General features: G+C 73.1%; 20 protein-coding genes. 11 read left to right on the top strand and 9 right to left on the bottom strand.

Annotation, left to right across the window (positions count from 1 at the left end; translation table 11 throughout):
* Positions 1-119 precede the first annotated feature (119 nt).
* Together npdG and SAM23877_RS11010 are read left to right on the top strand one after the other, a co-directional pair.
* Positions 120-824, top strand: a complete 705-nt coding sequence (gene npdG, locus SAM23877_RS11015) for an NADPH-dependent F420 reductase (protein WP_053129866.1) — start codon at positions 120-122, stop codon at positions 822-824.
* Between the two features lie 80 nt (positions 825-904).
* Entirely contained in the window at positions 905-1,096 is a 192-nt protein-coding gene (locus SAM23877_RS11010; RefSeq protein WP_053129864.1) for a hypothetical protein, read from the top strand.
* Here the strand turns inward: SAM23877_RS11010 and SAM23877_RS11005 are convergent.
* Positions 1,086-1,883 (bottom strand): site-2 protease family protein, encoded by a 798-nt coding sequence (locus tag SAM23877_RS11005; protein WP_053129861.1) that lies wholly within the window; start codon positions 1,881-1,883, stop codon positions 1,086-1,088. The two genes, SAM23877_RS11010 and SAM23877_RS11005, sit on opposite strands and share 11 nt — an antisense overlap.
* A 125-nt stretch (positions 1,884-2,008) precedes the next feature.
* On the opposite strand from SAM23877_RS11005, the gene SAM23877_RS11000 reads away from it, so the two are divergent.
* Positions 2,009-5,608, top strand: a complete 3,600-nt coding sequence (locus SAM23877_RS11000) for an AfsR/SARP family transcriptional regulator (RefSeq protein WP_053129858.1) — start codon at positions 2,009-2,011, stop codon at positions 5,606-5,608.
* A gap of 5 nt (positions 5,609-5,613) precedes the next feature.
* Here the strand turns inward: SAM23877_RS11000 and SAM23877_RS10995 are convergent, their stop codons facing one another.
* The 3 genes from SAM23877_RS10995 to panB all read right to left on the bottom strand — a co-directional run bounded on the left by SAM23877_RS10995 (position 5,614) and on the right by panB (position 8,575).
* Positions 5,614-6,429: an ABC transporter permease gene (locus SAM23877_RS10995; RefSeq protein WP_053129855.1), complete on the bottom strand. Its 816-nt coding sequence runs from the start codon at positions 6,427-6,429 to the stop codon at positions 5,614-5,616.
* On the bottom strand, positions 6,426-7,451 hold the full coding sequence (locus tag SAM23877_RS10990; protein WP_053129852.1) for an ATP-binding cassette domain-containing protein: 1,026 nt from the start codon (positions 7,449-7,451) through the stop codon (positions 6,426-6,428). Before SAM23877_RS10990 ends, SAM23877_RS10995 begins: the two co-directional genes overlap by 4 nt.
* A 251-nt stretch (positions 7,452-7,702) precedes the next feature.
* A complete protein-coding gene (panB, locus tag SAM23877_RS10985) occupies positions 7,703-8,575 on the bottom strand; it encodes a 3-methyl-2-oxobutanoate hydroxymethyltransferase (protein WP_053129850.1) in 873 nt (290 codons plus the stop codon).
* A gap of 314 nt (positions 8,576-8,889) precedes the next feature.
* Here panB and SAM23877_RS10980 point away from each other — a divergent pair, with 314 nt between their 5' ends.
* From SAM23877_RS10980 to SAM23877_RS10965, 4 genes are all read left to right on the top strand, one after another.
* Positions 8,890-9,942 (top strand): endonuclease/exonuclease/phosphatase family protein, encoded by a 1,053-nt coding sequence (locus SAM23877_RS10980; protein ID WP_053129840.1) that lies wholly within the window; start codon positions 8,890-8,892, stop codon positions 9,940-9,942.
* A 146-nt stretch (positions 9,943-10,088) separates the two neighbouring features.
* A complete protein-coding gene (locus SAM23877_RS10975) occupies positions 10,089-11,309 on the top strand; it encodes an MFS transporter (RefSeq protein ID WP_053129837.1) in 1,221 nt (406 codons plus the stop codon).
* A 117-nt stretch (positions 11,310-11,426) separates the two neighbouring features.
* On the top strand, positions 11,427-12,281 hold the full coding sequence (locus SAM23877_RS10970) for a helix-turn-helix domain-containing protein (RefSeq protein WP_053129834.1): 855 nt from the start codon (positions 11,427-11,429) through the stop codon (positions 12,279-12,281).
* The gene (locus tag SAM23877_RS10965) at positions 12,278-12,487 is read left to right on the top strand and encodes a DUF397 domain-containing protein (protein ID WP_053129831.1); all 210 of its coding nucleotides are present in this window, start codon (positions 12,278-12,280) and stop codon (positions 12,485-12,487) included. Before SAM23877_RS10970 ends, SAM23877_RS10965 begins: the two co-directional genes overlap by 4 nt.
* 48 nt (positions 12,488-12,535) lie before the next feature.
* On the opposite strand, the gene SAM23877_RS10960 is transcribed toward SAM23877_RS10965, so the two are convergent.
* Entirely contained in the window at positions 12,536-12,760 is a 225-nt protein-coding gene (locus tag SAM23877_RS10960; protein ID WP_053129828.1) for a hypothetical protein, read from the bottom strand.
* 377 nt (positions 12,761-13,137) lie between these two features.
* Complete coding sequence (gene glnA / locus SAM23877_RS10955) at positions 13,138-14,499, bottom strand: type I glutamate--ammonia ligase (RefSeq protein ID WP_053142361.1); 1,362 nt, start codon at positions 14,497-14,499, stop codon at positions 13,138-13,140.
* Positions 14,500-14,775: 276 nt separating this feature from the next.
* On the opposite strand from glnA, the gene SAM23877_RS10950 reads away from it, so the two are divergent.
* Genes SAM23877_RS10950 through SAM23877_RS10940 form a run of 3 tightly spaced genes read left to right on the top strand, consistent with a single transcriptional unit; the run spans position 14,776 to position 17,879 of the window.
* Entirely contained in the window at positions 14,776-15,447 is a 672-nt protein-coding gene (locus SAM23877_RS10950; protein ID WP_053129825.1) for a thioredoxin-like domain-containing protein, read from the top strand.
* Entirely contained in the window at positions 15,444-16,070 is a 627-nt protein-coding gene (locus tag SAM23877_RS10945) for a DUF305 domain-containing protein (protein WP_053129822.1), read from the top strand. The genes SAM23877_RS10950 and SAM23877_RS10945 overlap by 4 nt, the downstream gene beginning before the upstream one ends.
* A 54-nt stretch (positions 16,071-16,124) precedes the next feature.
* On the top strand, positions 16,125-17,879 hold the full coding sequence (locus tag SAM23877_RS10940) for an NAD+ synthase (protein ID WP_053129819.1): 1,755 nt from the start codon (positions 16,125-16,127) through the stop codon (positions 17,877-17,879).
* A gap of 26 nt (positions 17,880-17,905) precedes the next feature.
* Here the strand turns inward: SAM23877_RS10940 and SAM23877_RS10935 are convergent, their stop codons facing one another.
* From SAM23877_RS10935 to SAM23877_RS10925, 3 genes are read right to left on the bottom strand one after another with little or no spacing between them, the layout of a single operon-like run.
* Positions 17,906-18,352, bottom strand: coding sequence for a VOC family protein (locus SAM23877_RS10935; RefSeq protein WP_053129816.1), 447 nt, complete (start codon positions 18,350-18,352; stop codon positions 17,906-17,908).
* 60 nt (positions 18,353-18,412) lie between these two features.
* The gene (locus tag SAM23877_RS10930) at positions 18,413-18,667 is read right to left on the bottom strand and encodes a Txe/YoeB family addiction module toxin (protein WP_053129813.1); all 255 of its coding nucleotides are present in this window, start codon (positions 18,665-18,667) and stop codon (positions 18,413-18,415) included.
* The gene (locus tag SAM23877_RS10925) at positions 18,664-18,927 is read right to left on the bottom strand and encodes a type II toxin-antitoxin system Phd/YefM family antitoxin (protein WP_053129810.1); all 264 of its coding nucleotides are present in this window, start codon (positions 18,925-18,927) and stop codon (positions 18,664-18,666) included. Before SAM23877_RS10925 ends, SAM23877_RS10930 begins: the two co-directional genes overlap by 4 nt.
* A 153-nt stretch (positions 18,928-19,080) precedes the next feature.
* Here SAM23877_RS10925 and SAM23877_RS10920 point away from each other — a divergent pair, with 153 nt between their 5' ends.
* Positions 19,081-22,089, top strand: coding sequence for a bifunctional [glutamine synthetase] adenylyltransferase/[glutamine synthetase]-adenylyl-L-tyrosine phosphorylase (locus SAM23877_RS10920; RefSeq protein WP_053129807.1), 3,009 nt, complete (start codon positions 19,081-19,083; stop codon positions 22,087-22,089).
* The last annotated feature ends 29 nt before the right edge of the window (positions 22,090-22,118 follow it).

The following is a 22,118-nucleotide window of genomic DNA, read 5'->3' as shown; positions in this document are numbered from 1 at the left end:
TGCCGCAACCCGCCCCGCGCCCACCGGCGTTCGGCCCGTATTCGCCCGACCCGGGGACCCCCCGGCGCCGCGGGGGACCTGAACCCGGCCGGTGGACGGGTCGGACGTAGGGTCGGCCCATGACCTCTACCGACAGTGCACAGAAGGCCCCCGCCAAGGACCCCTGGGACCTGCCCGACGTCTCCGGGCTGGTCGTCGGCGTGCTCGGCGGCACCGGCCCCCAGGGCAAGGGCCTCGCCTACCGCCTCGCCAAGGCCGGCCAGAAGGTGATCGTCGGCTCCCGCGCCGCCGAGCGCGCCGAGGCCGCCGCCGAGGAGATCGGCCACGGCGTCGAGGGCGCGGACAACGCCGAGACCGCCCGCCGCAGCGACGTGGTGATCGTCGCGGTGCCCTGGGACGGCCACGGCAAGACCCTCGAGTCCCTGCGCGGGGAACTGGCCGGCAAGCTCGTCGTCGACTGCGTCAACCCGCTCGGCTTCGACAAGAAGGGCGCCTACGCGCTCAAGCCCGAGGAGGGCAGCGCCGCCGAGCAGGCCGCCGCCCTGCTGCCGGACAGCCGGGTCACCGCCGCCTTTCACCACCTCTCGGCGGTCCTCCTCCAGGACCCGGAGATCGAGGAGATCGACACCGACGTCATGGTGCTCGGCGAGGAGCGGGCCGACGTGGAGATCGTGCAGGCCCTCGCCGGACGCATCGCCGGCATGCGCGGCGTCTTCGCCGGCCGGCTCCGCAACGCCCACCAGGTCGAGTCGCTGGTCGCCAACCTGATCTCCGTCAACCGCCGCTACAAGGCACACGCCGGGCTCCGCGTCACGGACGTATGAGGCGATGGGGGACACTGGGGGTGCCAGAAGTACCGCATCACCCGCAGTACCCGCCGTGTCCCCCGACAGGAGCCCGCCCCATGCCCCGCCTCGCCGTCTACGCCCTGGTCGTCTGCGTCCTCGCCGTGACCGCCGCCGTCGTCTCCTTCGTGCAGGGCAGTGTGCTGATCGGCGTCGTGTGGGTGATGCTGTCGGGCCTGTCGTCCAACATGTGCTGGTACTACGTCAAGCGCGGGCGCGACGCCCGCCGCTCCCCGTCCGTCACGGGCTGACCGAGCAGAGCTCGTCGGTCTGCCAGAAGCGGTACAGCTCGAAGCCGCAGTACGTGTCGGCCTCGCCGATCCCGAGGCCGCGCAGGAGCGCGTCGACGGCGTCGAAGAACACGCCGTTGACGGCCGGGATCCACAGCAGCGCGAACACGATCAGCAGCCCGAACGGCGCGAGCGGCTCCACCTGACGCCGCACCTGGTACGACAGCCAGGGCTCGATCACCCCGTAGCCGTCCAGGCCCGGCACCGGCAGGAAGTTCAGGATCGCCGCCGTGACCTGGAGCAGCGCGAGGAAGGCCAGCGCCAGCCGGAAGTCGCGCGGCACGCCGTCGAGTGCGTCCAGCCAGAACGGGGCCGTGCAGACCACGGCGAACAGGACGTTGGTCAGCGGGCCCGCGGCCGAGATCAGGCTGTGCCGCCAGCGGCCCCGGATGCGCCCGCGCTCGATGAACACCGCGCCGCCCGGCAGACCGATGCCGCCCATGATCACGAACAGCACCGGGAGCACGATGCTCAGCAGGGCGTGCGTGTACTTCACCGGGTTCAGCGTGAGGTAGCCCTTCGCGCCGACCGAGACGTCCCCGCTGTGCAGGGCGGTACGGGCGTGCGCGTACTCGTGCAGGCACAGGGAGACCACCCACGCCGCCGTCACGAACAGGAACACGGCCAGGCCCGGCTGCTCGGCGAAACCGGTCCAGGTGGCCCAGCCCGTGACCGCGGCGACGGCGACGATCCCGAGGAAGACGGGACTGATCCGCCGGTCGCTGGGGCGGGCGGTGGCGGTGGTCATGGGACTCCCTGGCTGTCGGACGGCACGGTGGGGGACGGGGACCGCCCGACCGTACCGGGCTGTGACCAGAACGTCCCGTGGCCGGTCGCCGGTTCCCGTGCCCCGCGCCGCGCCGCGGAAACCCCATGACCGGCCGCCACGGCACCAGGGACAATGGACCCGTGCGCTACCGCATCCTCGGCACCACCCAGGCACTCCGCCCCGACGGCACCGCCGTCCCGGTCGGCGGGGCGCGGCTGCGCGCGCTGCTGACCGTGCTCGCCCTGCGTCCCGGCCGTGCCGTGCCCGCGGCGCTGCTGGTGGAGGAGGTGTGGGACGGCGACCCGCCGGCCGACGCGCCGGGCGCGCTGCAAGCACTGGTCGGGCGGCTGCGCCGCACGCTCGGCGCGGACGCGGTCGCCTCGGCGGACGGCGGCTACCGGCTCGCCGCCGCTCCCGAGGACATCGACCTGCACCGCTTCGACCGGCTGGCCGGCGAGGGCAGCCGCGCCCTCGCCGACGGCGACCCCGGCAAGGCCGCCGCCGTGCTGGACGAGGCCCTCGGCCTGTGGCACGGTCCCGCCCTCGCCGACCTGCCCGACCGCACCGCCGAGGCGGCCCGCTGGAACACCCGGCACCTGGACGTGCTGCGCGCCCGTCACACCGCCGCCCTGGACCTCGGGCAGGCCGAGCACTCGCTGCCCGAGCTGACCGCGCTGTGCGACGGCCACCCCCTGGACGAGCCGCTCCAGGCCCTGCGGCTGCGCGCCCTGCGCGACACCGGCCGCACCGCCGAGGCCCTGGCCGCCTACGAGGCCGTACGCCACCACCTCGCGGACCGGCTCGGCACCGACCCGGGACCCGAACTCCGGTCACTGCACGAGGAGTTGCTCCGCAGTCCGGGCGGGTCTGCCGGTTCCCCGAGCGAAGAGGCGCCCGTGCGGCCCGGGAGCCCGGGCGACACCGCGGCCTCCGCCGGGCCCGGGGCACCTGTGCCGCACGGGAGCCCCGACGGCCCCGCGGGGCACACGGCACCCGTGTCCCCGGCGGTGCCCGGTACCCCCGCGGGGCCCGCGGCTCCCGCCGCGCCCGCCCCTGGCGCGACACACCCGGCGTCCTGGCCCCCGGCGTCCCCCGCGTCCGAGGCGGGGGTCGCGGTCCGGGCCACCCCGGACGAGGGGGCCTCCGCGACGTCCGCGCCCGCCGCCGCGGCGGCGCCCCGCCGCCGTGGCAACCTCCGCGCCCGGCTCACCTCCTTCGTCGGCCGGGACGCCGACCTGGAGGCGCTCCGCGGCGACCTGGTGACCGCCCGTCTCGTCACCCTGCTCGGGCCCGGCGGCGCCGGCAAGACCCGGCTGTCGCAGGAGGCCGCCGAGGGCGTCGAGGACACCGCGCCGGACGGCGTCTGGCTGGCCGAACTCGCCCCCGTCGACGACCCCGGCGCCGTACCGGAGGCCGTCCTCACCGCCCTCGGCGCCCGCGAGACCGTCCTGTACGGGGCCGGTGCCGAGGAGATGCGGGCCGTCGCCGCCACCGACCGGCAGACCACCGCCGTGGAACGCCTCGTGGAGCACTGCGGCCGGCGCCGCATGCTGATCGTCCTCGACAACTGCGAGCACGTCGTCGAGGCCGCCGCCCGTCTCGCCGAGGAACTCCTCGCCCGCTGCCCGGGCCTGACGATCCTCGCCACCAGCCGCGAACCCCTCGGCGTGCCGGGCGAGTCGCTGCGCCCGGTGGAGCCGCTGCCGGAACCGGCCGCGCTGCGACTGCTCGCCGACCGCGGCGCCGCCGCCCGCCCCGGCTTCCGCACCGACACCGACGAGGAGACCGCGGCGGCCTGCGCCGAGATCTGCCGCCGCCTCGACGGCCTGCCGCTGGCCATCGAACTGGCGGCAGCCCGGCTGCGCATGCTGACCCCGCGCCAGATCGCCGACCGCCTCGACGACCGCTTCCGCCTGCTCACCTCCGGCAGCCGCACCGTCCTGCCCCGCCAGCAGACACTGCGCGCGGTCGTCGACTGGTCCTGGGACCTGCTCGACGAGGAGGAGAGGGACGTACTGCGGCGCCTGTCCGTCTTCGCGGGCGGCTGCGACCTCGCCGCCGCCGAGGCCGTGTGCGGGCCCGCGGCCCTGGACGCCCTCGGTTCCCTCGTCGACAAGTCGCTGGTCGTGGCCGCGCCGTCGGCCGGCGACGGCATGCGGTACCGGCTCCTGGAGACCGTGGCCGAGTACGCGGGCGAACGCCTCGACGAGACCGGCGGCCGGGCCGCCGCCGAGCGCGCGCACCTGACGTACTACCGCGAACTCGCCCGGACCACGGACCCGTTGCTGCGGGGCCCGCGGCAGCTCGCCGCCATCGCACGGCTGGAGCGCGAGTACGAGAACCTGCGCACCGCGCTGCGCCACGCCGTCGCCGAGCGCGACGAACAGGAGGCGCTGAGCCTGGCGCTGTCACTGGTCTGGTACTGGCAGATGCGCGATCTGCGCGTGGAGGCGCGGAACTGGTTCAACGAGGTCATGGCCCTCGGCCCCGACCCGTTCGCCGAGCCCGCCCGCCGCGCCGCACCGGTGTGGGAGCGGTGCACGGCCGCCCCGCCCCCGATGACCGGCGAGGTCCTCGCGGAGGCGCGACGCGGCGTCCACCTGGCCCATCTCGCCTGCATGGACACCGAGCTGGAGACCTGGCAGAGCCCGCAGGCCAAGCGGAAACTGCGGGTCATCGCCGAGACGTACGAACCGGGCATGCCCCAGACCTGCACCCCTCCCGGCCTGCTCTGGTTCTTCGCCGTGATGCTCTCCGGCGACATGGAGCGGCTGCGCGAGATCATGAACGCCGCCGTGCGCACCTGCCGGGAGACACCGGGTTACGAGTGGAGCCTGGCCGGCAGCCTCCAGATGCGCGCCAACTTCCTCGCCAACCGCACCGACTGGGCGGGCGACGCGGCCCGCGACGCCGACGAGGCGCTGGAGATCTACCACCGCCTCGGCGACGCCTGGGGTACCGCCGAGGCGCTCGCCGCCCGCGCCGAGGCCCGTGAGCGCAAGGGCGAGTTCCGGCTCGCCGCCGCCGACTACCGGGCCGCCGCGAAGGAGGCCGAACGGCTCGGCGCGCACGCCCAGGTGGACATCCTGGACGCCCGCCTCGGCAGCGTGCTGCTGGAGTGCGGGGACGCCGAGGAGGGCGAGCGCACCCTGCGCGCGGTCATCGAGCGGACCGAGGGGACGGGACACAACGGCGCCATGCCGGCCGCCCGGCTCTTCCTCGCCGGGCGGCTCGGCATGACCGGCCGGACGGCGGAGGCGCGCGAGCAGCTCCGGCTGCTGCGCGAGGACTTCGCCATCTCCCACTTCGTCGTCTTCGACGCCTTCATCCTCGCCGCGGAGGCGTGGGTCGCCACGCTGGAGGGCCGGCACGAGGAGTGCCTGGTCAAGGTGCGCAAGTCACTGGAGCGGGCCGACGACCCGCTCTCCGCGGCCATCGCCCCGCACATGCGCTCCTCGTACCTGACGATCGCGGCGATGGCCATGGCCCGCGTGGACGGCGGGCGGCGGGCCGTCGACGCGGCGCGCTGCCTCGGCGCCGCCGACGCGATGCTGCCGCCGGCCCACGTCGCGATGGGCCTGGAGCGTGACGGGCGCGCCCGCGCCGTCGGGAGGGTCCGCGAGGCGCTCGGCGGCGAGGCCTACGAGCTGGCGTACGCCGAGGGCGCCGGCCTCACCGCGGAGGAGGCCGTCGCCCTCGTGTGACCCGGTCAGGTCTTGGTGCGGAACTTGTGGATGGCGACCGGCGCCATCACCGCGGTGATCGCCACCGACCAGCCGAGCGTGATCCACAGGTCGTGCGCGACCGGGCCGCCCACCATCAGTCCGCGCGCCGCGTCGGCGAGCGTGGAGAGCGGGTTGTAGTCGGTGAAGGCCTGGAGCCAGCCCGGCATCGACTGCGTCGGCGCGAAGATCGACGAGCCGAACTGGAGCGGGAACAGCACCATGAACCCCATCGCCTGGACGGACTGCGCGTTCTTCAGGATCACGCCCAGGGTGAGGAACACCCACATGATCGACGAGGCGAACACGGCGGACAGGCCCACCGCCGCGAACAGACCGCCCCAGTGGTCGATGTCGAAGCCCACCAGGACGGCGACGATCATCAGCACCGTGGTCGCGAAGAGCATCCGCAGCATCTCCACCGCGATCTTCGCGAAGAGCACGGAGCCGCGCCCGATCGGCAGGGACCGGAAGCGGTCCATGACACCGGAGTTGAAGTCCTGGCTGAAGCCGGTGCCGACGCCCTGCGACAGCGTCATGCTCATCATGGCGATCATGCCGGGGATGACGTACTGCACGTAGCCGTCCTGGCCGCCGCCGAGGGCCTGGCCGATCGACCCGCCGAAGACGTACACGAACAGCAGGGTGAAGACGACCGGCATCAGCAGGGCGTCGAACATCGACTCCGGGTCCTGCCGGATCCACAGCAGGTTGCGGCGGACCAGGGCACTGGTGTGCCGCACGTGCCCGCGCGGGGAGATCCGGGCGTCGGGGGTGGGCGTGTCGACGGTGGCGGCGCTCATACCGCGACCTCCTCGCGGGTTTCGGCGGGCGCGGGGTCCTGCGGGGCACTGGCGCGGTGGCCGGTGAGGGACAGGAAGACCTCGTCCAGACTGGGCAGTTCGGTGGTGATGGAGGCGATCGTGATGCCGCGCGCGGTGACCGCGCCGACCACGGCGGTCAGCTGCTCGTCGCTGAGGATCGGCACCAGGACGGCACCGCGCTCCGCGTCCACCGTGGTGTCGGCGAGCCCGGTGAGGCCCAGCTCGTCCAGGTGGGCGGCGAGCGGGCGCAGGTGCAGCGGGTCCGCCGGCCGGACCCGCAGGGTGCGCCCGCCGACCTTGGCCTTCAGCTGCTCGATGCCGCCGTTCGCGATGACCTTGCCGCGGTCGACGACGGTCAGCTCGGAGGCGAGCTGCTCGGCCTCCTCCATGTACTGGGTGGTGAGCAGCACGGTGACGCCGTCGCCGACCATGCGCTTGACCTCGTCCCACACCTCGTTGCGGGTACGGGGGTCCAGGCCGGTGGTCGGCTCGTCCAGGTACAGCACCGCCGGCTGCCCGATCATGGAGGCGGCCAGGTCGAGACGGCGCCGCATGCCGCCCGAGTAGGTGTGCGCGGGCCGCTTGGCGGCCTCGGTGAGCGAGAACCGCTCCAGCAGCTCGTCGGCCCGGACGCGGGCGTCCCGGCGGGAGAGGTCGAGCAGCCGGCCGATCATGTAGAGGTTCTCCCAGCCGGGGAGCTTCTCGTCCACGGACGCGTACTGCCCGGTCAGTCCTATCACCCGCCGCAGCTGGCGCGGCTGGCGTACGACGTCGTAGCCGGCGACGTGCGCCGCGCCCGCGTCGGGGGTGATCAGGGTGGACAGGATGCGGACGAGGGTCGTCTTGCCGGCGCCGTTGGGACCGAGCACACCCATCACGGTGCCCTCGCGCACGTCGAGGTCGACGCCGTCCAGTGCCTTGGTCTCGCCGTAGTGCTTGACCAGCCCCCGCACGGTGACCGCGCTGCCCGCGGCCGGGGGGTTGCCGTCGATTCGCTTCATGCCGACGACGTTGTCAGCCCCCGCCGACAAACCACCGACATCCCACCGACAGCCGCCCCGCCCCGCCGACAGCCCGCCGACAGGCCCGCCGGCATCCCCCGGCAGCCGCCGCATCCCGCCGACAGACCGCCGTCAGTCCACCGCCCTCCCGCCGACGGGGGCCGGGAGCCGGGCCGGGACCGGTGTGCGGGAAAAGCACCGGCCCCGCCGACGGGGGAAGATCGGCGGGGCCGGTGTCGTACCGCGGTGGCTCAGTGGACGGAGTGCTCCTCCTGCGGGAACGTTCCGCCGACGACGTCGTCGGCGAAGGCCTTCGCCGCGTCGCCGATGACCTGGCGCAGGTCGGCGTACTGCTTCACGAACTTCGGCACCCGGCCGCCGGTCAGCCCGAGCATGTCGGTCCACACCAGCACCTGGGCGTCCGTCTCCGCGCCCGCGCCGATGCCGACCGTCGGGATGTGCAGCGTCCGCGTCACCTCGGCGGCCAGCTCGGCCGGAACCAGCTCCAGGACGACCGCGAAGGCGCCCGCGTCCTGCACCGCCTTGGCGTCGCGCAGCAGCTGCTGGGCGGCCTCCTCGCCGCGGCCCTGGACCCGGTAGCCCATGGCGTTGACGGACTGCGGGGTGAGGCCGATGTGCGCCATCACGGGGATGCCGGACTCCACCAGCAGCTCGATCTGCCGGTGCGAGCGCTCGCCGCCCTCCAGCTTGACCGCCCCGACCCCGGCCTCCTTCACCAGCCGGGTCGCCGAGCGCAGCGCCTGCACCGGCCCCTCCTGGTAGGAGCCGAAGGGCAGGTCGCCGACGATCAGGGCGCGGCTGGTGCCCCGTACGACCGCGGCCGAGAGCATCGTCATCTCGTCCAGCGTGACGGGCACGGTGGTCTCGTAGCCGAGGTGGCAGTTGCCCGCGGAGTCGCCGACGAGCATGACCGGGATGCCGGCCTCGTCGAAGACGGACGCGGTCATCGCGTCGTACGCGGTGAGCATGGGCCACTTCTCGCCGCGCTCCTTGGCGGCGGTGATGTCCCGGACGGTGATGCGGCGGTTGCTCTTGCCCCCGTACAGCGCCTTGCTCCCGTCGGAGGGGCGCTGAGAGGTGGGGGCAGCCGAAAGCTGCGTCATGGCAACGGCTCCTTCATGTCATCTCGAGGCGCCCTCACGGCGTCCCCGGATCCCCTCCATGGTGGCACCTTCCGCGTCCCGGCGGCTAGGGGACCCTCGTCACGGGTCGCCGCGCCCGTGACGAGGGGGGGCGAATGTGCTCGTTGTGTCACAGAGCCGCCCGTCTCGGCGCCGTCCGGAACTCCGGACGCCGACTCGTACGTCCTCGTGCCCGTACGGCCGTCGCAGGACGGCAGGATCGGACCCGATCATCCCCTAGGGTGCTGAGTCACGGGGGGAGTGACGGTGTGCACGGCAGGCAGTGAGGCGACGGTATGGCGCAGCAGGCGTACATGACGGAGACGGACAACGGCGGCTCGGGGCCCGAGCACCGGGGAACCCGGCTTCGGCGCCTGTGGAACCGGGCGGTCACCGGCTGGCGGGGCGATCGGCGGATCTGGCGCCGGGGCCTGGTCACGGCCGCCGTGGCCGTGATCCTGGCCGTCGTCATGGCGGCCCACTCGCACATCCCCAACGCCATCGGCAACCTCGGCAGCCTCACGGAGACCTTCCTGCCGTGGTTCGGTCTGCTGATCCCGGTCCTGCTGGTGATCGCGTTCGCGCGCAAGTCGGCGACGGCGCTGATCGCGCTCGTCCTGCCGGTGTCGGTGTGGCTGAACCTCTTCGGCGGCCTCCTCTTCGACAAGACCGGTGGCGGCGGCGACCTCACGGTGGCCACGCACAACGTCAACGCCGACAACGCCGACCCGGCCGGCACCGCCCGGGCCGTGGCCGCCGCCGGCGCGGACGTGCTCGCCCTGGAGGAGCTGAAGGCGTCCGCCGTGCCGACCTACGAGAAGGCGCTGGCGTCGAAGTACCGGCACCACGCGGTCGTCGGCACCGTCGGGCTGTGGAGCAAGTACCCGGTGAGTGACGTGAAGGCCGTCGACATCCGGCTCGGCTGGAAGCGCGCGATGCGCGCCACCGTCGCCACGCCCTCCGGGCCGGTCGCGGTGTACGTCGCCCACCTGCCGTCCGTACGGGTGAAGCTGGAGGCGGGTTTCACCGCCCGGCAGCGCGACAAGAGCGCCGACGCCCTCGGTGAGGCCATCGCCGACGAGAAGCTGCCCCGCAAGATCCTGCTCGGCGACCTCAACGGCACCATGAACGACCGCGCGCTCACCGCCATCACCTCCCAGATGCGCTCCCCGCAGGGCGCCGTGGGGGACGGCTTCGGCTTCAGCTGGCCGGCGTCCTTCCCGATGGCCCGCATCGACCAGATCCTGGTCACCGGCGTCGAACCGGAGACCAGCTGGACCCTCCCGGCGACCGGCAGCGACCACCTGCCGATCGCCGCACGTGTGAGGGTCGACACAACGGCATCCTGAAAGTCCCTGGTCAGCCCCCTTTGGGCAGCTGCCGGACATCCGTCCGTCACCTCGCGGAATACTCGCCCTGAGAGGCTTTGTTCCGTACGGGAACATAGCGAAGACATCCCGTACGCACATCTCCGCTCGAAAGGCGAGTCTCCTTCATGCCCCTGGCCCTGCTCGCCCTTGCCGTGGGCGCCTTCGGCATCGGTACCACCGAGTTCGTGATGATGGGCCTGCTGCCCGACGTCGCGGACGACCTGAACATCTCGATCCCCAGCGCCGGCCACCTGGTCTCGGCGTACGCGCTCGGCGTCGTCATCGGCGCCCCGCTGCTGGCGGCGGCGACCGCGCGGATGTCCCGCCGCACGGTGCTGATCGCGCTGATGGCCCTCTTCGTGGCCGGCAACGCGCTGTCCGCGTTCGCCCCCGGCGAGGTCTCCCTCCTCGCCGCCCGCTTCGTCAGCGGCCTGCCGCACGGCGCCTTCTTCGGCGTCGGCGCGGTCGTCGCCACCGGCATGGTGGCGCCGGAACGCAAGGCCCGCTCCGTCTCCCTGATGTTCCTCGGCCTCACCGTCGCCAACATCGTCGGCGTCCCCGCGGCCACCGCCATGGGCCAGCAGCTCGGCTGGCGGGCCACCTTCCTCGGCGTGAGCGCGATCGGCGTCGCGGCGATAGCGGCCCTGGCGGTCCTGATCCCGCGCGACGACGCCCCCGCCCCCGGCACGGGGCTCCGCGGCGAGCTGGCCGCCCTGCGCTCCCTGCCCGTCTGGCTCGCCCTCGGCACCACCGTCGCGGGCTTCGGCGCGCTCTTCGCCGCCTACAGCTACATCACGCCGATGCTCACGGACGCCGCCGGCTTCGCCGAGGCCAGCGTGACGCTGCTGCTGGCCCTGTTCGGCGTCGGCGCCACCGCGGGCAACCTGCTGGGCGGCCGCCTGGCCGACCACTCCCTGCGGGGCACCCTCTTCAGTGGCCTGGCCTCCCTGGTCGTGGTCCTCGCCCTCTTCCCGCTCCTGATGCGCACCGAGGTCACGGCGGCCGTGGCGGTGGCCCTGCTGGGCATGGCCGCCTTCCTCACCGGCTCGCCCCTCCAGCTGATGGTGATGGAGAAGGCCGCCGCGGCCCCCTCCCTCGCCTCCTCGGCCAACCAGGCCGCCTTCAACCTCGCCAACGCCGGCGGCGCCTGGATCGGCGGCCTCGCCCTCGCGGCGGGCTTCGGCACCACGTCCCCGGCCACGGCGGGCGCGGCCCTGGCCGTCCTCGGCGTGGCGGTCGCGGGCGCGGCGTACGCGGTGGACCGGCGCCGGGTCGCCGCCGCCCCGGCACACGGGCGTGTGGTCGCGGGGCACGTGCCGGAGGCGGCGGAGACCGTACGGCGCTGACGGCGCCCGCGCCTCACCCGTCGGAGTAGCTCCTGTCGCGATAGCGCCGCCCGCCCGGCCCCGCACCCCTACCGTGACGCACGTCGCGACACGACGCGTACGGCGGAGGGGTGTGGAATGCCGGTCAACGGCGATGCGGACGAGCCGGGTTGGGAAGTCGACCCGGACGACGAGTGGGGCGTGGCGGTCGTCGCCACCGTCGGGCGGCAGCTGAAGCTGCGGCGCGAGGCGGCGGGGATGCGGGCCGGCGAGTTCGGGACGGCGGTCGGGTACGGGGAGGACCTGGTCTACAAGGTCGAGGGCGGGAAGCGGATTCCCCGCCGGGAGTTCCTGGAACGGGCCGACGAGGTGCTGGGGGCGGGTGGGCTGATCGCGGCGATGTGGGAGGACGTGGCCCGGGTCCGGTACCCCAAGCGGGTTCGGGAGTTGGCGAAGCTGGAGGCCGGCGCGGTCGAGATCGGGCTGTACAGCACGCACAACGTCCACGGCCTGTTGCAGACCGAGGCTCACATGCGTGCGCTGTTCGACGCGTGGCTTCCGGCGTACTCGGAGGAGGAGACCGAGCGCATGGTGGCCGCGCGGTTGGCCCGACGCTCGATCTTCGAGCGGTCACCGGCGCCCACCCTCAGTTTCGTGCAGGAGGAAGCGACGCTCCGCCGCCCGGTCGGAGGCAGAATGGTGTGGCGTCGGCAGCTCGAACGCCTCCTGAAGCTCGGGGAGTTGCGGCACGTCTCGATCCAGGTGATGCCGACCGACTGCGAGGAGCATGTGGGAACGGGCGGTCTGATCGAGGTGCTGAAGTTCCCCGACGGCACCGCGGTGGGGCGCTCCGAGGGGGCGTTCGCCGGGCGGCCGGTGACCGATCCTAAGCAGCTCAGAGTCCTCGAACTGCGCTATGGCATGATCCGGGCCCAGGCTCTCACGCCCCGAGAGTCGCGGGCCGTCATCGAACAGATGCTTGGAGAGTCATGATCCGCACCCCCGCAGCCCCGGACGCTCCCGTGCCTGCCTGGTCCAAGAGCAGCTACAGCAGCAGCGGAGACGGCAACGACTGCGTCGAGGTCGCGATAACCCCCGCCATCGTCCACGTCCGCGACTCCAAGCGCCCCGACGGCCCCCGCCTCGCCGTGAGCCCGGCCATGTGGGCGGCGTTCGTGGGCGGCGCCGGCAAGGACTGAGCCCCGGGCACGGTGGTCCGGGGCTCAGTGGGCTCGCGTCGGCGTGGATCAGACCATGGTCGTGTGCGCGTGGCCCTGCGCTGCGGTGTCGGCGAGAGGCGCCGCGGCGCCCAGACCGGCGCTGACGGCGAACGGACCGGCCTCCGCGTAGAGGCCGGCCCCGACGGCGCCGCCGCCCGAGACGAGTGCCGTGCTGACGGTGAGGCCGCCGGACACCTGGTCCAGGTCCGCGTCGGAGATGTCAGCCGTTTCGACCTGGGGGACGAGGTTCATGGCAGGTCTTTCCTCTCGTGCCGAAAAATGGGGGGAGCGGTGAGACGCGCACGCCCGCGTTCCGGGTGGGGAGTGGGGGAGGGGACACCGGCGTGCCGCGCACCGATCAAAGCACGGTGGTGAACCGGCCACCATCCGCGCACCGTTGACGGCCGCCGCCGCGGTCCCCGTGGGTTCACCGTGTGCGCATGCGGTCGGCGAAAGGGCCCGCGTCTTCACGCTTCCTGCCGGTTTCGAGGCTCCCCGCGGCCCGGACGCGCCCGGTCCGCGGTCCCCGCGCCCGGCCCGCCCGTCCCCTGCGACCGTGCGATGAACGGTGTGCGGGTCCGGGGGAGGTTCGGCGTCCGACCCGGACCCGTCCCGCGGCAGGACCCGCCCTACAGCACCGGCAGCGACTTCCGCAGCTCGAACGCGGTGACCTGGGACCGGTACTCCTCCCACTCCTGCCGCTTGTTGCGGAGGAAGAAGTCGAAGACGTGCTCGCCGAGGGTCTCGGCGACCAGGTCGCTGCGTTCCATCAGGGCGAGGGCCTCGCCGAGGTTCTGGGGGAGGGGCTCGATGCCCAGCGCGCGGCGCTCGGCGTCGGAGAGGGCCCAGACGTCGTCCTCGGCGCCCGGCGGGAGCTCGTAGCCCTCCTCGATGCCCTTGAGGCCGGCCGCGAGGAGGACGGCGTAGGTCAGGTACGGGTTGGCGCCGGAGTCGATGGAGCGGACCTCGACGCGGGCCGAGCCGGTCTTGCCGGGCTTGTACATGGGGACGCGGACCAGCGCCGAGCGGTTGTTGTGGCCCCAGCAGATGTAGGAGGGGGCCTCGCCTCCGGCGCCGGCGGTGCGCTCGCTGCCGCCCCAGATGCGCTTGTAGGAGTTCACCCACTGGTTGGTGACCGCGGAGATCTCCGCCGCGTGCCGCAGCAGGCCCGCGATGAAGGAACGGCCGACCTTGGAGAGCTGGTACTCGGCGCCGGACTCGTAGAAGGCGTTGCGGTCGCCCTCGAAGAGGGACAGGTGGGAGTGCATGCCCGAGCCCGGGTACTCCGAGAACGGCTTCGGCATGAAGGTGGCCTGGAGGCCCTGCTCCAGCGCGACCTGCTTCATGACCAGGCGGAAGGTCATGATGTTGTCGGCCGTGGAGAGCGCGTCGGCGTAGCGCAGGTCGATCTCCTGCTGGCCGGGGGCGCCCTCGTGGTGGGAGAACTCCACCGAGATGCCCATCGACTCCAGCATGGTGATCGCCTGGCGGCGGAAGTCCATGCCGATGTTCTGCGGGGTGTGGTCGAAGTACCCGGAGTTGTCGGCCGGGGTCGGCACCCTGCCGTCGACGGGCTTGTCCTTCAGCAGGAAGAACTCGATCTCCGGGTGGGTGTAGAAGGTGAAGCCCAGGTCGGAGGTGCGGGCCAGCGCGCGCTTGAGGACGTAGCGCGGGTCGGCGAAGGACGGGGAGCCGTCCGGCATCAGGATGTCGCAGAACATGCGGGCCGTGCCGGGGGCCTCCGCGCGCCAGGGCAGGACCTGGAAGGTCGACGGGTCCGGCTTGGCGATCATGTCGGACTCGTAGACCCGGGCGAAGCCCTCGATCGCCGAGCCGTCGAAACCGATGCCCTCGTCGAAGGCCTGCTCCAGTTCGGCCGGGGCCACGGCGACGGACTTGAGGAAGCCCAGTACGTCCGTGAACCACAGGCGCACGAACCGGATGTCGCGCTCCTCCAGCGTCCGGATCACGAACTCCTGCTGCTTGTCCATCTTCCGCTTCCCCATCCTTGCTGGTCAGACCACCCGGCTCCGGTACGGCGGGAGGCGGCCCTGCACCTGAGCATCACACCACAGCACGGTTTCGTACGCGTTGCGGGCCTCGATCGGCCCACCGATCCTCACCGCAGCGTAGAGGCCACGTGTTCGATCGGGCCATTCCTGAGGCCCCGCCGCGACAGATCCTGTGATCTCCCTACGACTGGACCCTCCTTCGCCCTTACGATCAGCGGACTCCACCGCCCCCCTTTTCCCAGAAGGGCACACCCCATGGGTTCCGCCAAGAAGAGCAGCAACCAGGCGCGGCAGGCACGCATAGCCGAGATGCGGCGTGCCGAGGAGGCCCGCGACCGCCGGAACCGGATCCTCACGATCGCGGTCAGTACCGTGGTCGTCGCCGGTCTCGTCGTCGGCGGGGTCTTCCTCGTCCGGTCGCAGTCCGACGACTCCGGCGACGACACGGCGTCGGACGGCAAGAGCACCTCCGGCAAGTTCGTCGCCGGCGCGGACGGGGTGCGGACCTGGAAGGGGACGCTCTCCCGCAACCACGTCACCAAGAAGGTGTCCTACCCCGTCGATCCCCCCGTCGGCGGCGACCACGACCAGGCCTGGATGAACTGCAACGGCGACGTCTACACCGAGCCGCTGAACAACGAGAACGCCGTGCACTCCCTGGAGCACGGCGCCGTCTGGGTGACTTACACCGACCAGGCCCCGAAGGCCGACGTGGAGAAGCTGGCGGCGAAGGTGAAGAAGACGCCGTACTCGCTGATGAGCCCGGACGACAGGCAGAAGGACCCGATCATGCTGTCCGCCTGGGGGCACCAGCGCACGGTGACGGGCGCCGACGACCCGAACGTGGACAAGTTCTTCGAGAAGTTCGTCCAGGGCGAGCAGACCCCCGAGCCGGGGGCCGCGTGCACCAACGGGCTGTCGCGGTGACCTCGAAGAGGGCCGGCTGGATCGCGGGGGCCGCCGCGGCGGCCCTCGTCGCGGCCGGCGCGATCACCTACGCCGTCGCCGGGGACGACGGCGCGAGCCGCGTCCCGGCCGCCGACTCCGCGGACGCCGGGTTCGCGCGGGACATGGCGGTCCACCACCAGCAGGCCGTGGAGATGTCGTACATCGTGCGCGACCGCACCCGGGACGAGGAGGTGCGGCGGCTCGCCTACGACATCGCGCAGACCCAGGCCAACCAGCGCGGCATGATGATCGGCTGGCTCGACCTGTGGGGGCTGCCGAAGGTGTCCTCCGACCCGCCGATGACCTGGATGGGCATGGGCGACATGCCCTCCGCCGGGGAGGGCTCGCTGATGCCGGGGATGGCCACCGACGCCGAGATGGAGAAGCTGGCCACGCTCGACGCGAAACGGGCCGAGGTCTACTGGCTCCAGCTGATGACGGAGCACCACCGGGGCGGCGTCCACATGGCCGGGGGGTGCGCCGACCGGTGCACGGTCGGTGTGGAGAAGCGGCTGGCCCGGGGGATGGTGGAGTCGCAGGAGTCGGAGCTGCGGCTGATGGCGGACCTGCTGGCGGAGCGGGGCGCGAAGCCGCGGACATGAGGCGGACACCGGAACGACACCCCATTGTGTCGTTCTGACGATTAAGCTGGCCGCGTGCCTCGACTACGACTCGCCCTGAACCAGATCGACGCCACCGTCGGCGACCTCGCCGGCAACGCGGAGTCGGTGGTCCGCTGGACCCGGCACGCCGCCGGGCAGGGAGCGCACCTGGTGGCGTTCCCGGAGATGATGCTGACCGGCTACCCGGTCGAGGACCTGGCCCTCAGGCCGTCCTTCGTGGAGGCCTCCCGCGCCGCCCTGGGCGCCCTGGCGGCGCGCCTCGCCGCAGAGGGCCTCGGCGGACTGCCGGTCGTCGTCGGCTACCTCGACCGCTCGGCGACCGCCCGGCCCCGGTACGGGCAGCCGGCCGGCGCCCCGCAGAACGCGGTCGCGGTGCTCTACGGCGGCGAGCCGGTGCTGAGCTTCGCCAAGCACCACCTGCCCAACTACGGCGTCTTCGACGAGTTCCGCTACTTCGTGCCCGGCGACACCATGCCGGTGGTGCGGGTGCGCGGCGTCGACGTGGCCCTCGCCGTCTGCGAGGACCTGTGGCAGGACGGCGGCCGGGTGCCTGCCGCCCGCTCGGCACGGGCCGGACTGCTGCTCTCCGTCAACGCCTCGCCCTACGAGCGCGACAAGGACGACACCCGGCTGGAACTGGTGCGCAGGCGCGCCCGGGAAGCCGGGTGCACGACCGCCTACCTCGCGATGACCGGCGGACAGGACGAGCTGGTCTTCGACGGCGACTCGATCGTGGTCGACCGGGACGGGGAGGTCGTCGCGCGGGCGCCGCAGTTCTCGGAGGGCTGCGTGGTGCTGGACCTCGACCTCCCGCTCGCCGACACCGGCGCACCGGCCGGCGTCGTGGACGACGGGCTGCTCATCGACCGCGTCGTGCTGTCCGAGGAGCCGGTACCGGCCGACGCGCCGGCGCTGTCCGGCGGACACGCGCAGCGGTTGGACGACGACGAGGAGGTCTACTCGGCGCTCGTCGTCGGCCTGCGCGCCTACGTCGCGAAGAACGGCTTCCGCTCGGTGCTCGTCGGCCTCTCCGGCGGCATCGACTCCGCGCTGGTCGCGGCGATCGCCTGCGACGCGGTCGGCGCGGAGCACGTGCACGGCGTCTCGATGCCGTCGAAGTACTCCTCCGGGCACTCCCTGGACGACGCGGCGGAGATGGCGCGGCGCACCGGGCTGCACCACCGCACCGTGGGGATCGAGCCGATGTTCGACGCGTACATGGACGCGCTGGGCCTGACCGGACTGGCGGAGGAGAACCTCCAGTCGCGGCTGCGCGGGACGCTGCTGATGGCGATCTCCAACCAGGAGGGCCACCTCGTACTGGCACCGGGCAACAAGTCGGAGCTGGCCGTGGGGTACTCGACGCTGTACGGCGACTCGGTGGGCGCCTACGGGCCCATCAAGGACGTGTACAAGACCTCGGTGTTCCGGCTCGCCGAATGGCGCAACCGGGCGGCCCGGGCCCGCGGCCAGGTCCCGCCGATCCCCGAGAACTCGATCTCCAAGCCGCCGAGCGCGGAACTGCGCCCCGGCCAGGTCGACACGGACTCGCTGCCCGACTACCCGGTGCTGGACGCGATCCTGGAGCTGTACGTCGACCGGGACCGGGGCGCGGACGAGATCGTGGCCGCCGGGTACGACCGGGATCTGGTGACGCGGACGCTGCGCATGGTCGACACCGCGGAGTACAAGCGGCGCCAGTACCCGCCGGGCACCAAGATCTCGCCCAAGGGCTTCGGCAAGGACCGCCGGCTCCCGATCACCAACCGCTGGCAGGAGCGGGGCTGACGGGACCGGCCGCCCCCGGCCCGCGGCTAACCCTGCCGCTTCTGGTCGGCCAGCACCTGGTGCAGCGGCTCCGTCACGCGGCGCCGGTACTCCTGGACCGACCAGCCGTTGCCGTCGGGGTCCTTGAAGTACATGAACGTGGCGCCGTCGTCCGGCGCGTACTCCACCGGCTCGGACACCTCCAGGCCCCGCCCCACCAGCTCCGCGTGGGCCGCCTTGATGTCGGCGACGCAGAGCTGCAGCCCCTGGTAGGAGCCGGGGGCCGGAGCGGTCTGCCCCTGGGCCATGTCCCAGATGGCGTCACCGAGGGCGATCGAACAGCCCGAGCCCGGCGGCGTCAGCTGGACGATGCGCATCCCCGGCATGACCTCCTGGTCGATGTCGACGTGGAAGCCGACCTTGTCGCGGTAGAAGTCCCGGGCCCGGTCGATGTCGGTCACGGGCAGCGGGATCACTTCGAGGGTGAAATCCATGGCCTGGCTCCTTCGACTTCGTTGTCGGTTTCCTTGCCGGCCGGCGCCGGTCGGCGCCGTTCAGTAGTGGTACCGCGCCTGGACGATGATCAGCTCGTCGTCGGTGGGCTTGTAGACCAGACGGTGCGTGTCGTCGATGCGGCGTGACCAGTAGCCCGACAGGTCGCCCTTCAGCGGCTCCGGCTTGCCGATGCCCTTGAACGGGTCGCGGGAGATGTCGGTGATCAGCTTGTTGATCCGTCTGGTGACCTTCCGGTCGCTCTCGGCCCAGTGGACGTAGTCCTCCCAGCCGTGCGACGTGAAAGCGATTCTCACGCCCGCTCCGCGTCCGGGTCGATCAGGTCGCGCCGCCGCGCACCGCCGGCCTCGGCCTCCGCGATCGAGTCGAGCAGACGGCGGGCGTTCTTGGGCGACCGCAGCAGATGCACCGTCTCCGTCCAGGCGGTGAAGTCCTCCTCCGACATGAGCACGGCGTTTCCCTTGCGGGAGGTGATGTGCACCGGGGCGTGATCCTCGTTGACCTGCTCTATCAGCGGGAACAGGTTCTGACGGGCTTCGCTGGCGGTAATGGACATACCGGTGCCTCCCTTCGCGGCTTGTACAAGATATCGTACGACTCCGCGGGCGGCCACCGGAAGCCGGAGCCGGTACGCCCCGGCGCCCGCTCGCCGCCGCCCGGTTACGCTCAGGCCGTAGGACCTTGATCCGGAGGGCGACAGGAGACCGGGATGACGGCGCCGGGACGCAGGAGCAGTACCTTCACGCGGCTGCTCCGGCACGGCTTCACCGATGCCTCGGCCGCCGAGCGGCTGCTGGACGGCATGGAGCTGGCGCCGGTCCGCGACGACCCGGTCCTGCTGGAGGCGCTGGGCGCCACCGCCGACCCGGATCTCGCCCTGCACGGCCTGGTCCGGCTGCTGGAGGCGCAGCCCGACCCCACCGCCCGCCGGGAGCTGCTGGACACGCTCATAGCGTCCAAGCCCCTGCGCGACCGTCTCCTCGGCGTGCTGGGCGCCTCCGAGGCGCTCGCCGACCACCTCGCCCGGCACGCCGGTGACTGGCAGGCCCTGGTCACCTACGAGCCGCGCGACCTGCACCGCGGGGTCGCGGAGTTCGAGCGCGGGCTCGCCGAGGCCACCGACCCCGTCTCGCTGCGCGTCGCCTACCGGCGCTGCCTGCTGTCCATCGCCGCCCGCGACGTGTGCGGCACCATCGACGTCGCCGAGACCGCCGCCGAGCTCGCCGACCTCGCCACCGCCACGCTGCGCGCGGCCCTCGCCCTCGCCGAGGCCGCCGCACCCGAGGACGCCGCGCTGTGCCGGCTCGCGGTGATCGCGATGGGCAAGTGCGGGGGCCACGAACTGAACTACGTCTCCGACGTGGACGTGATCTTCGTGGGCGAGCCCGCGGAGGGCACCGAGGGGACGGGTGACGAGACCAAGGCGCTGCGGGCCGCGACCGCGCTCGCCTCGCACATGATGCGGATCTGCTCCGAGACCACCGTCGAGGGCTCCATCTGGCCCGTCGACGCCAACCTCCGCCCCGAGGGCCGCAACGGCCCCCTGGTGCGCACCCTGAGCAGCCACCTCGCCTACTACCAGCGCTGGGCCAAGACCTGGGAGTTCCAGGCGCTGCTCAAGGCCCGCCCGGTGGCCGGCGACGCCGCACTCGGCGCGGAGTACGTCGCCGCCCTCCAGCCCCTGGTGTGGCAGGCCGCCGACCGCGAGAACTTCGTCCCCGACGTGCAGAAGATGCGCCGCCGGGTGGTGGAGAACATCCCCGCCGCCGAGGTCGACCGGCAGCTCAAGCTGGGCCCGGGCGGTCTGCGGGACGTCGAGTTCGCCGTGCAGCTGCTCCAGCTCGTGCACGGGCGGGCGGACACGTCCCTGCACAGCGGCACGACGCTGGCCGCGCTGGAGGCCCTCGCCGCGGGCGGGTACGTCGGCCGGGCCGACGCCGCCCAGCTCGACGAGGCGTACCGCTTCCTGCGCTCCATGGAGCACCGCATCCAGCTCCACCGGCTGCGGCGCACCCACCTCGTGCCCGAGGACGAGGCCGACCTGCGCCGCCTCGGCCGCTCCCTGGGCCTGCGCACCGACCCGGTCACCGGCCTGCTGCGCGCGTGGCGGCGGCACGCCTCCGTCGTACGGCGGCTGCACGAGAAGCTGTTCTACCGGCCGCTGCTGGACGCCGTGGCCCAGCTCGCGCCCGGCGAGACGCGGCTGAGCGCCGAGGCCGCGCGGGAGCGCCTGGTCGCCCTCGGGTACGCCGACCCGGCCGCCGCGCTGCGGCACCTGGAGGCGCTGGCGTCCGGCGTCACCCGCAAGGCGGCCATCCAGCGCACCCTGCTGCCCGTGCTCCTCGGCTGGTTCGCCGACTCCGCCGACCCGGACGCCGGCCTGCTGGGCTTCCGCAAGGTCTCCGACGCCCTCGGCAAGACGCCCTGGTACCTGCGGCTGCTGCGGGACGAGGGCGCGGCCGCCGAGAACCTGGCCCGCGTGCTCTCGGCCGGGCGGCTCGCCCCCGACCTGCTGATGCGGGCGCCCGAGGCCGTCGCGCTGCTCGGGGACGGCGACGGCGGGGGACTGGCGCCGCGCGCCCGGCCCCAGCTGGAGCAGGAGATACTCGCCGCGGTCCGCCGTGCCGACGGCGCGGAGCAGGCGGTCACGGCGGCGCGCGGGGTCCGGCGCCGGGAGTTGTTCCGTACGGCCGCCGCCGACATCGTCGGCTCCTACGGCACCGAGGCGCGGCCCGTCGAGGCGGACCCCGGTGCCCTGGTGGACCGGGTCGGCGCCGCGGTGTCCGACCTGACCGCGGCGACGCTCGCGGGCACGCTCCGGGCCGTGGTGCGGGAGGGCTGGGGGGACACCCTGCCGACCCGGTTCGCGATCATCGGCATGGGCCGGTTCGGCGGGCACGAGCTCGGCTACGGCTCGGACGCGGACGTGCTCTTCGTGCACGAGCCCCGGGACGGGGTGGGCGAGCGGGAGGCCGGGGACGCCGCCAACAAGGTCGTCTCCGAACTGCGGCGCCTGCTCCAGGTGCCGAGCGCCGACCCGCCGCTGCTGATCGACACCGACCTGCGCCCGGAGGGCAAGTCGGGACCGCTGGTGCGGACGCTGAAGTCGTACGAGGCCTACTACCGGCGCTGGTCCCTGATGTGGGAACGGCACGCGCTGCTGCGGGCCGAGTTCGTCGCGGGCGACGCGGACCTGGGGCGCCGGTTCACCGAGCTGATCGATCCGCTGCGCTACCCGGCGGACGGGCTCGGCGAGGACGCCGTACGGGAGATCCGGCGGCTCAAGGCCCGGATGGAGTCCGAGCGGATGCCGCGCGGCGCGGACCCCAAGCTGCACGCCAAACTGGGGCCGGGCGGACTGTCGGACGTCGAGTGGACCGTGCAGCTCACCCAGCTGCGGCACGGGCACACGGAGCCGGCCCTGCGGACCACCCGGACGCGCGAGGCCCTGGCCGCCGCGTGCGAGGCGGGGCTCGTCTCCGCGGAGCACGCCGCGACGCTCGACGAGGCGTGGGTGCTGGCGACGCGTGTCCGCAACGCGGTGATGCTGGTGCGCGGCCGGGCCGGCGACACCTTCCCGAGCGAACCGCGCGAGCTGGCGGCGGTGGGCCGCTACCTGGGCCACGGCCCCGGCCACGCGGGCGACATGCTGGACGAGTACCGGCGCACGGCCCGGCGGGCCCGGGCGGTGGTGGAGGAGCTGTTCTACGGCGGGTGACCCGACGGTGCCCGCACCGGGCCCCCGAC

This window comes from Streptomyces ambofaciens ATCC 23877, assembly GCF_001267885.1.
Classification (GTDB): domain Bacteria; phylum Actinomycetota; class Actinomycetes; order Streptomycetales; family Streptomycetaceae; genus Streptomyces; species Streptomyces ambofaciens.
This window is presented reverse-complemented; position numbering and strand designations above follow the sequence as displayed.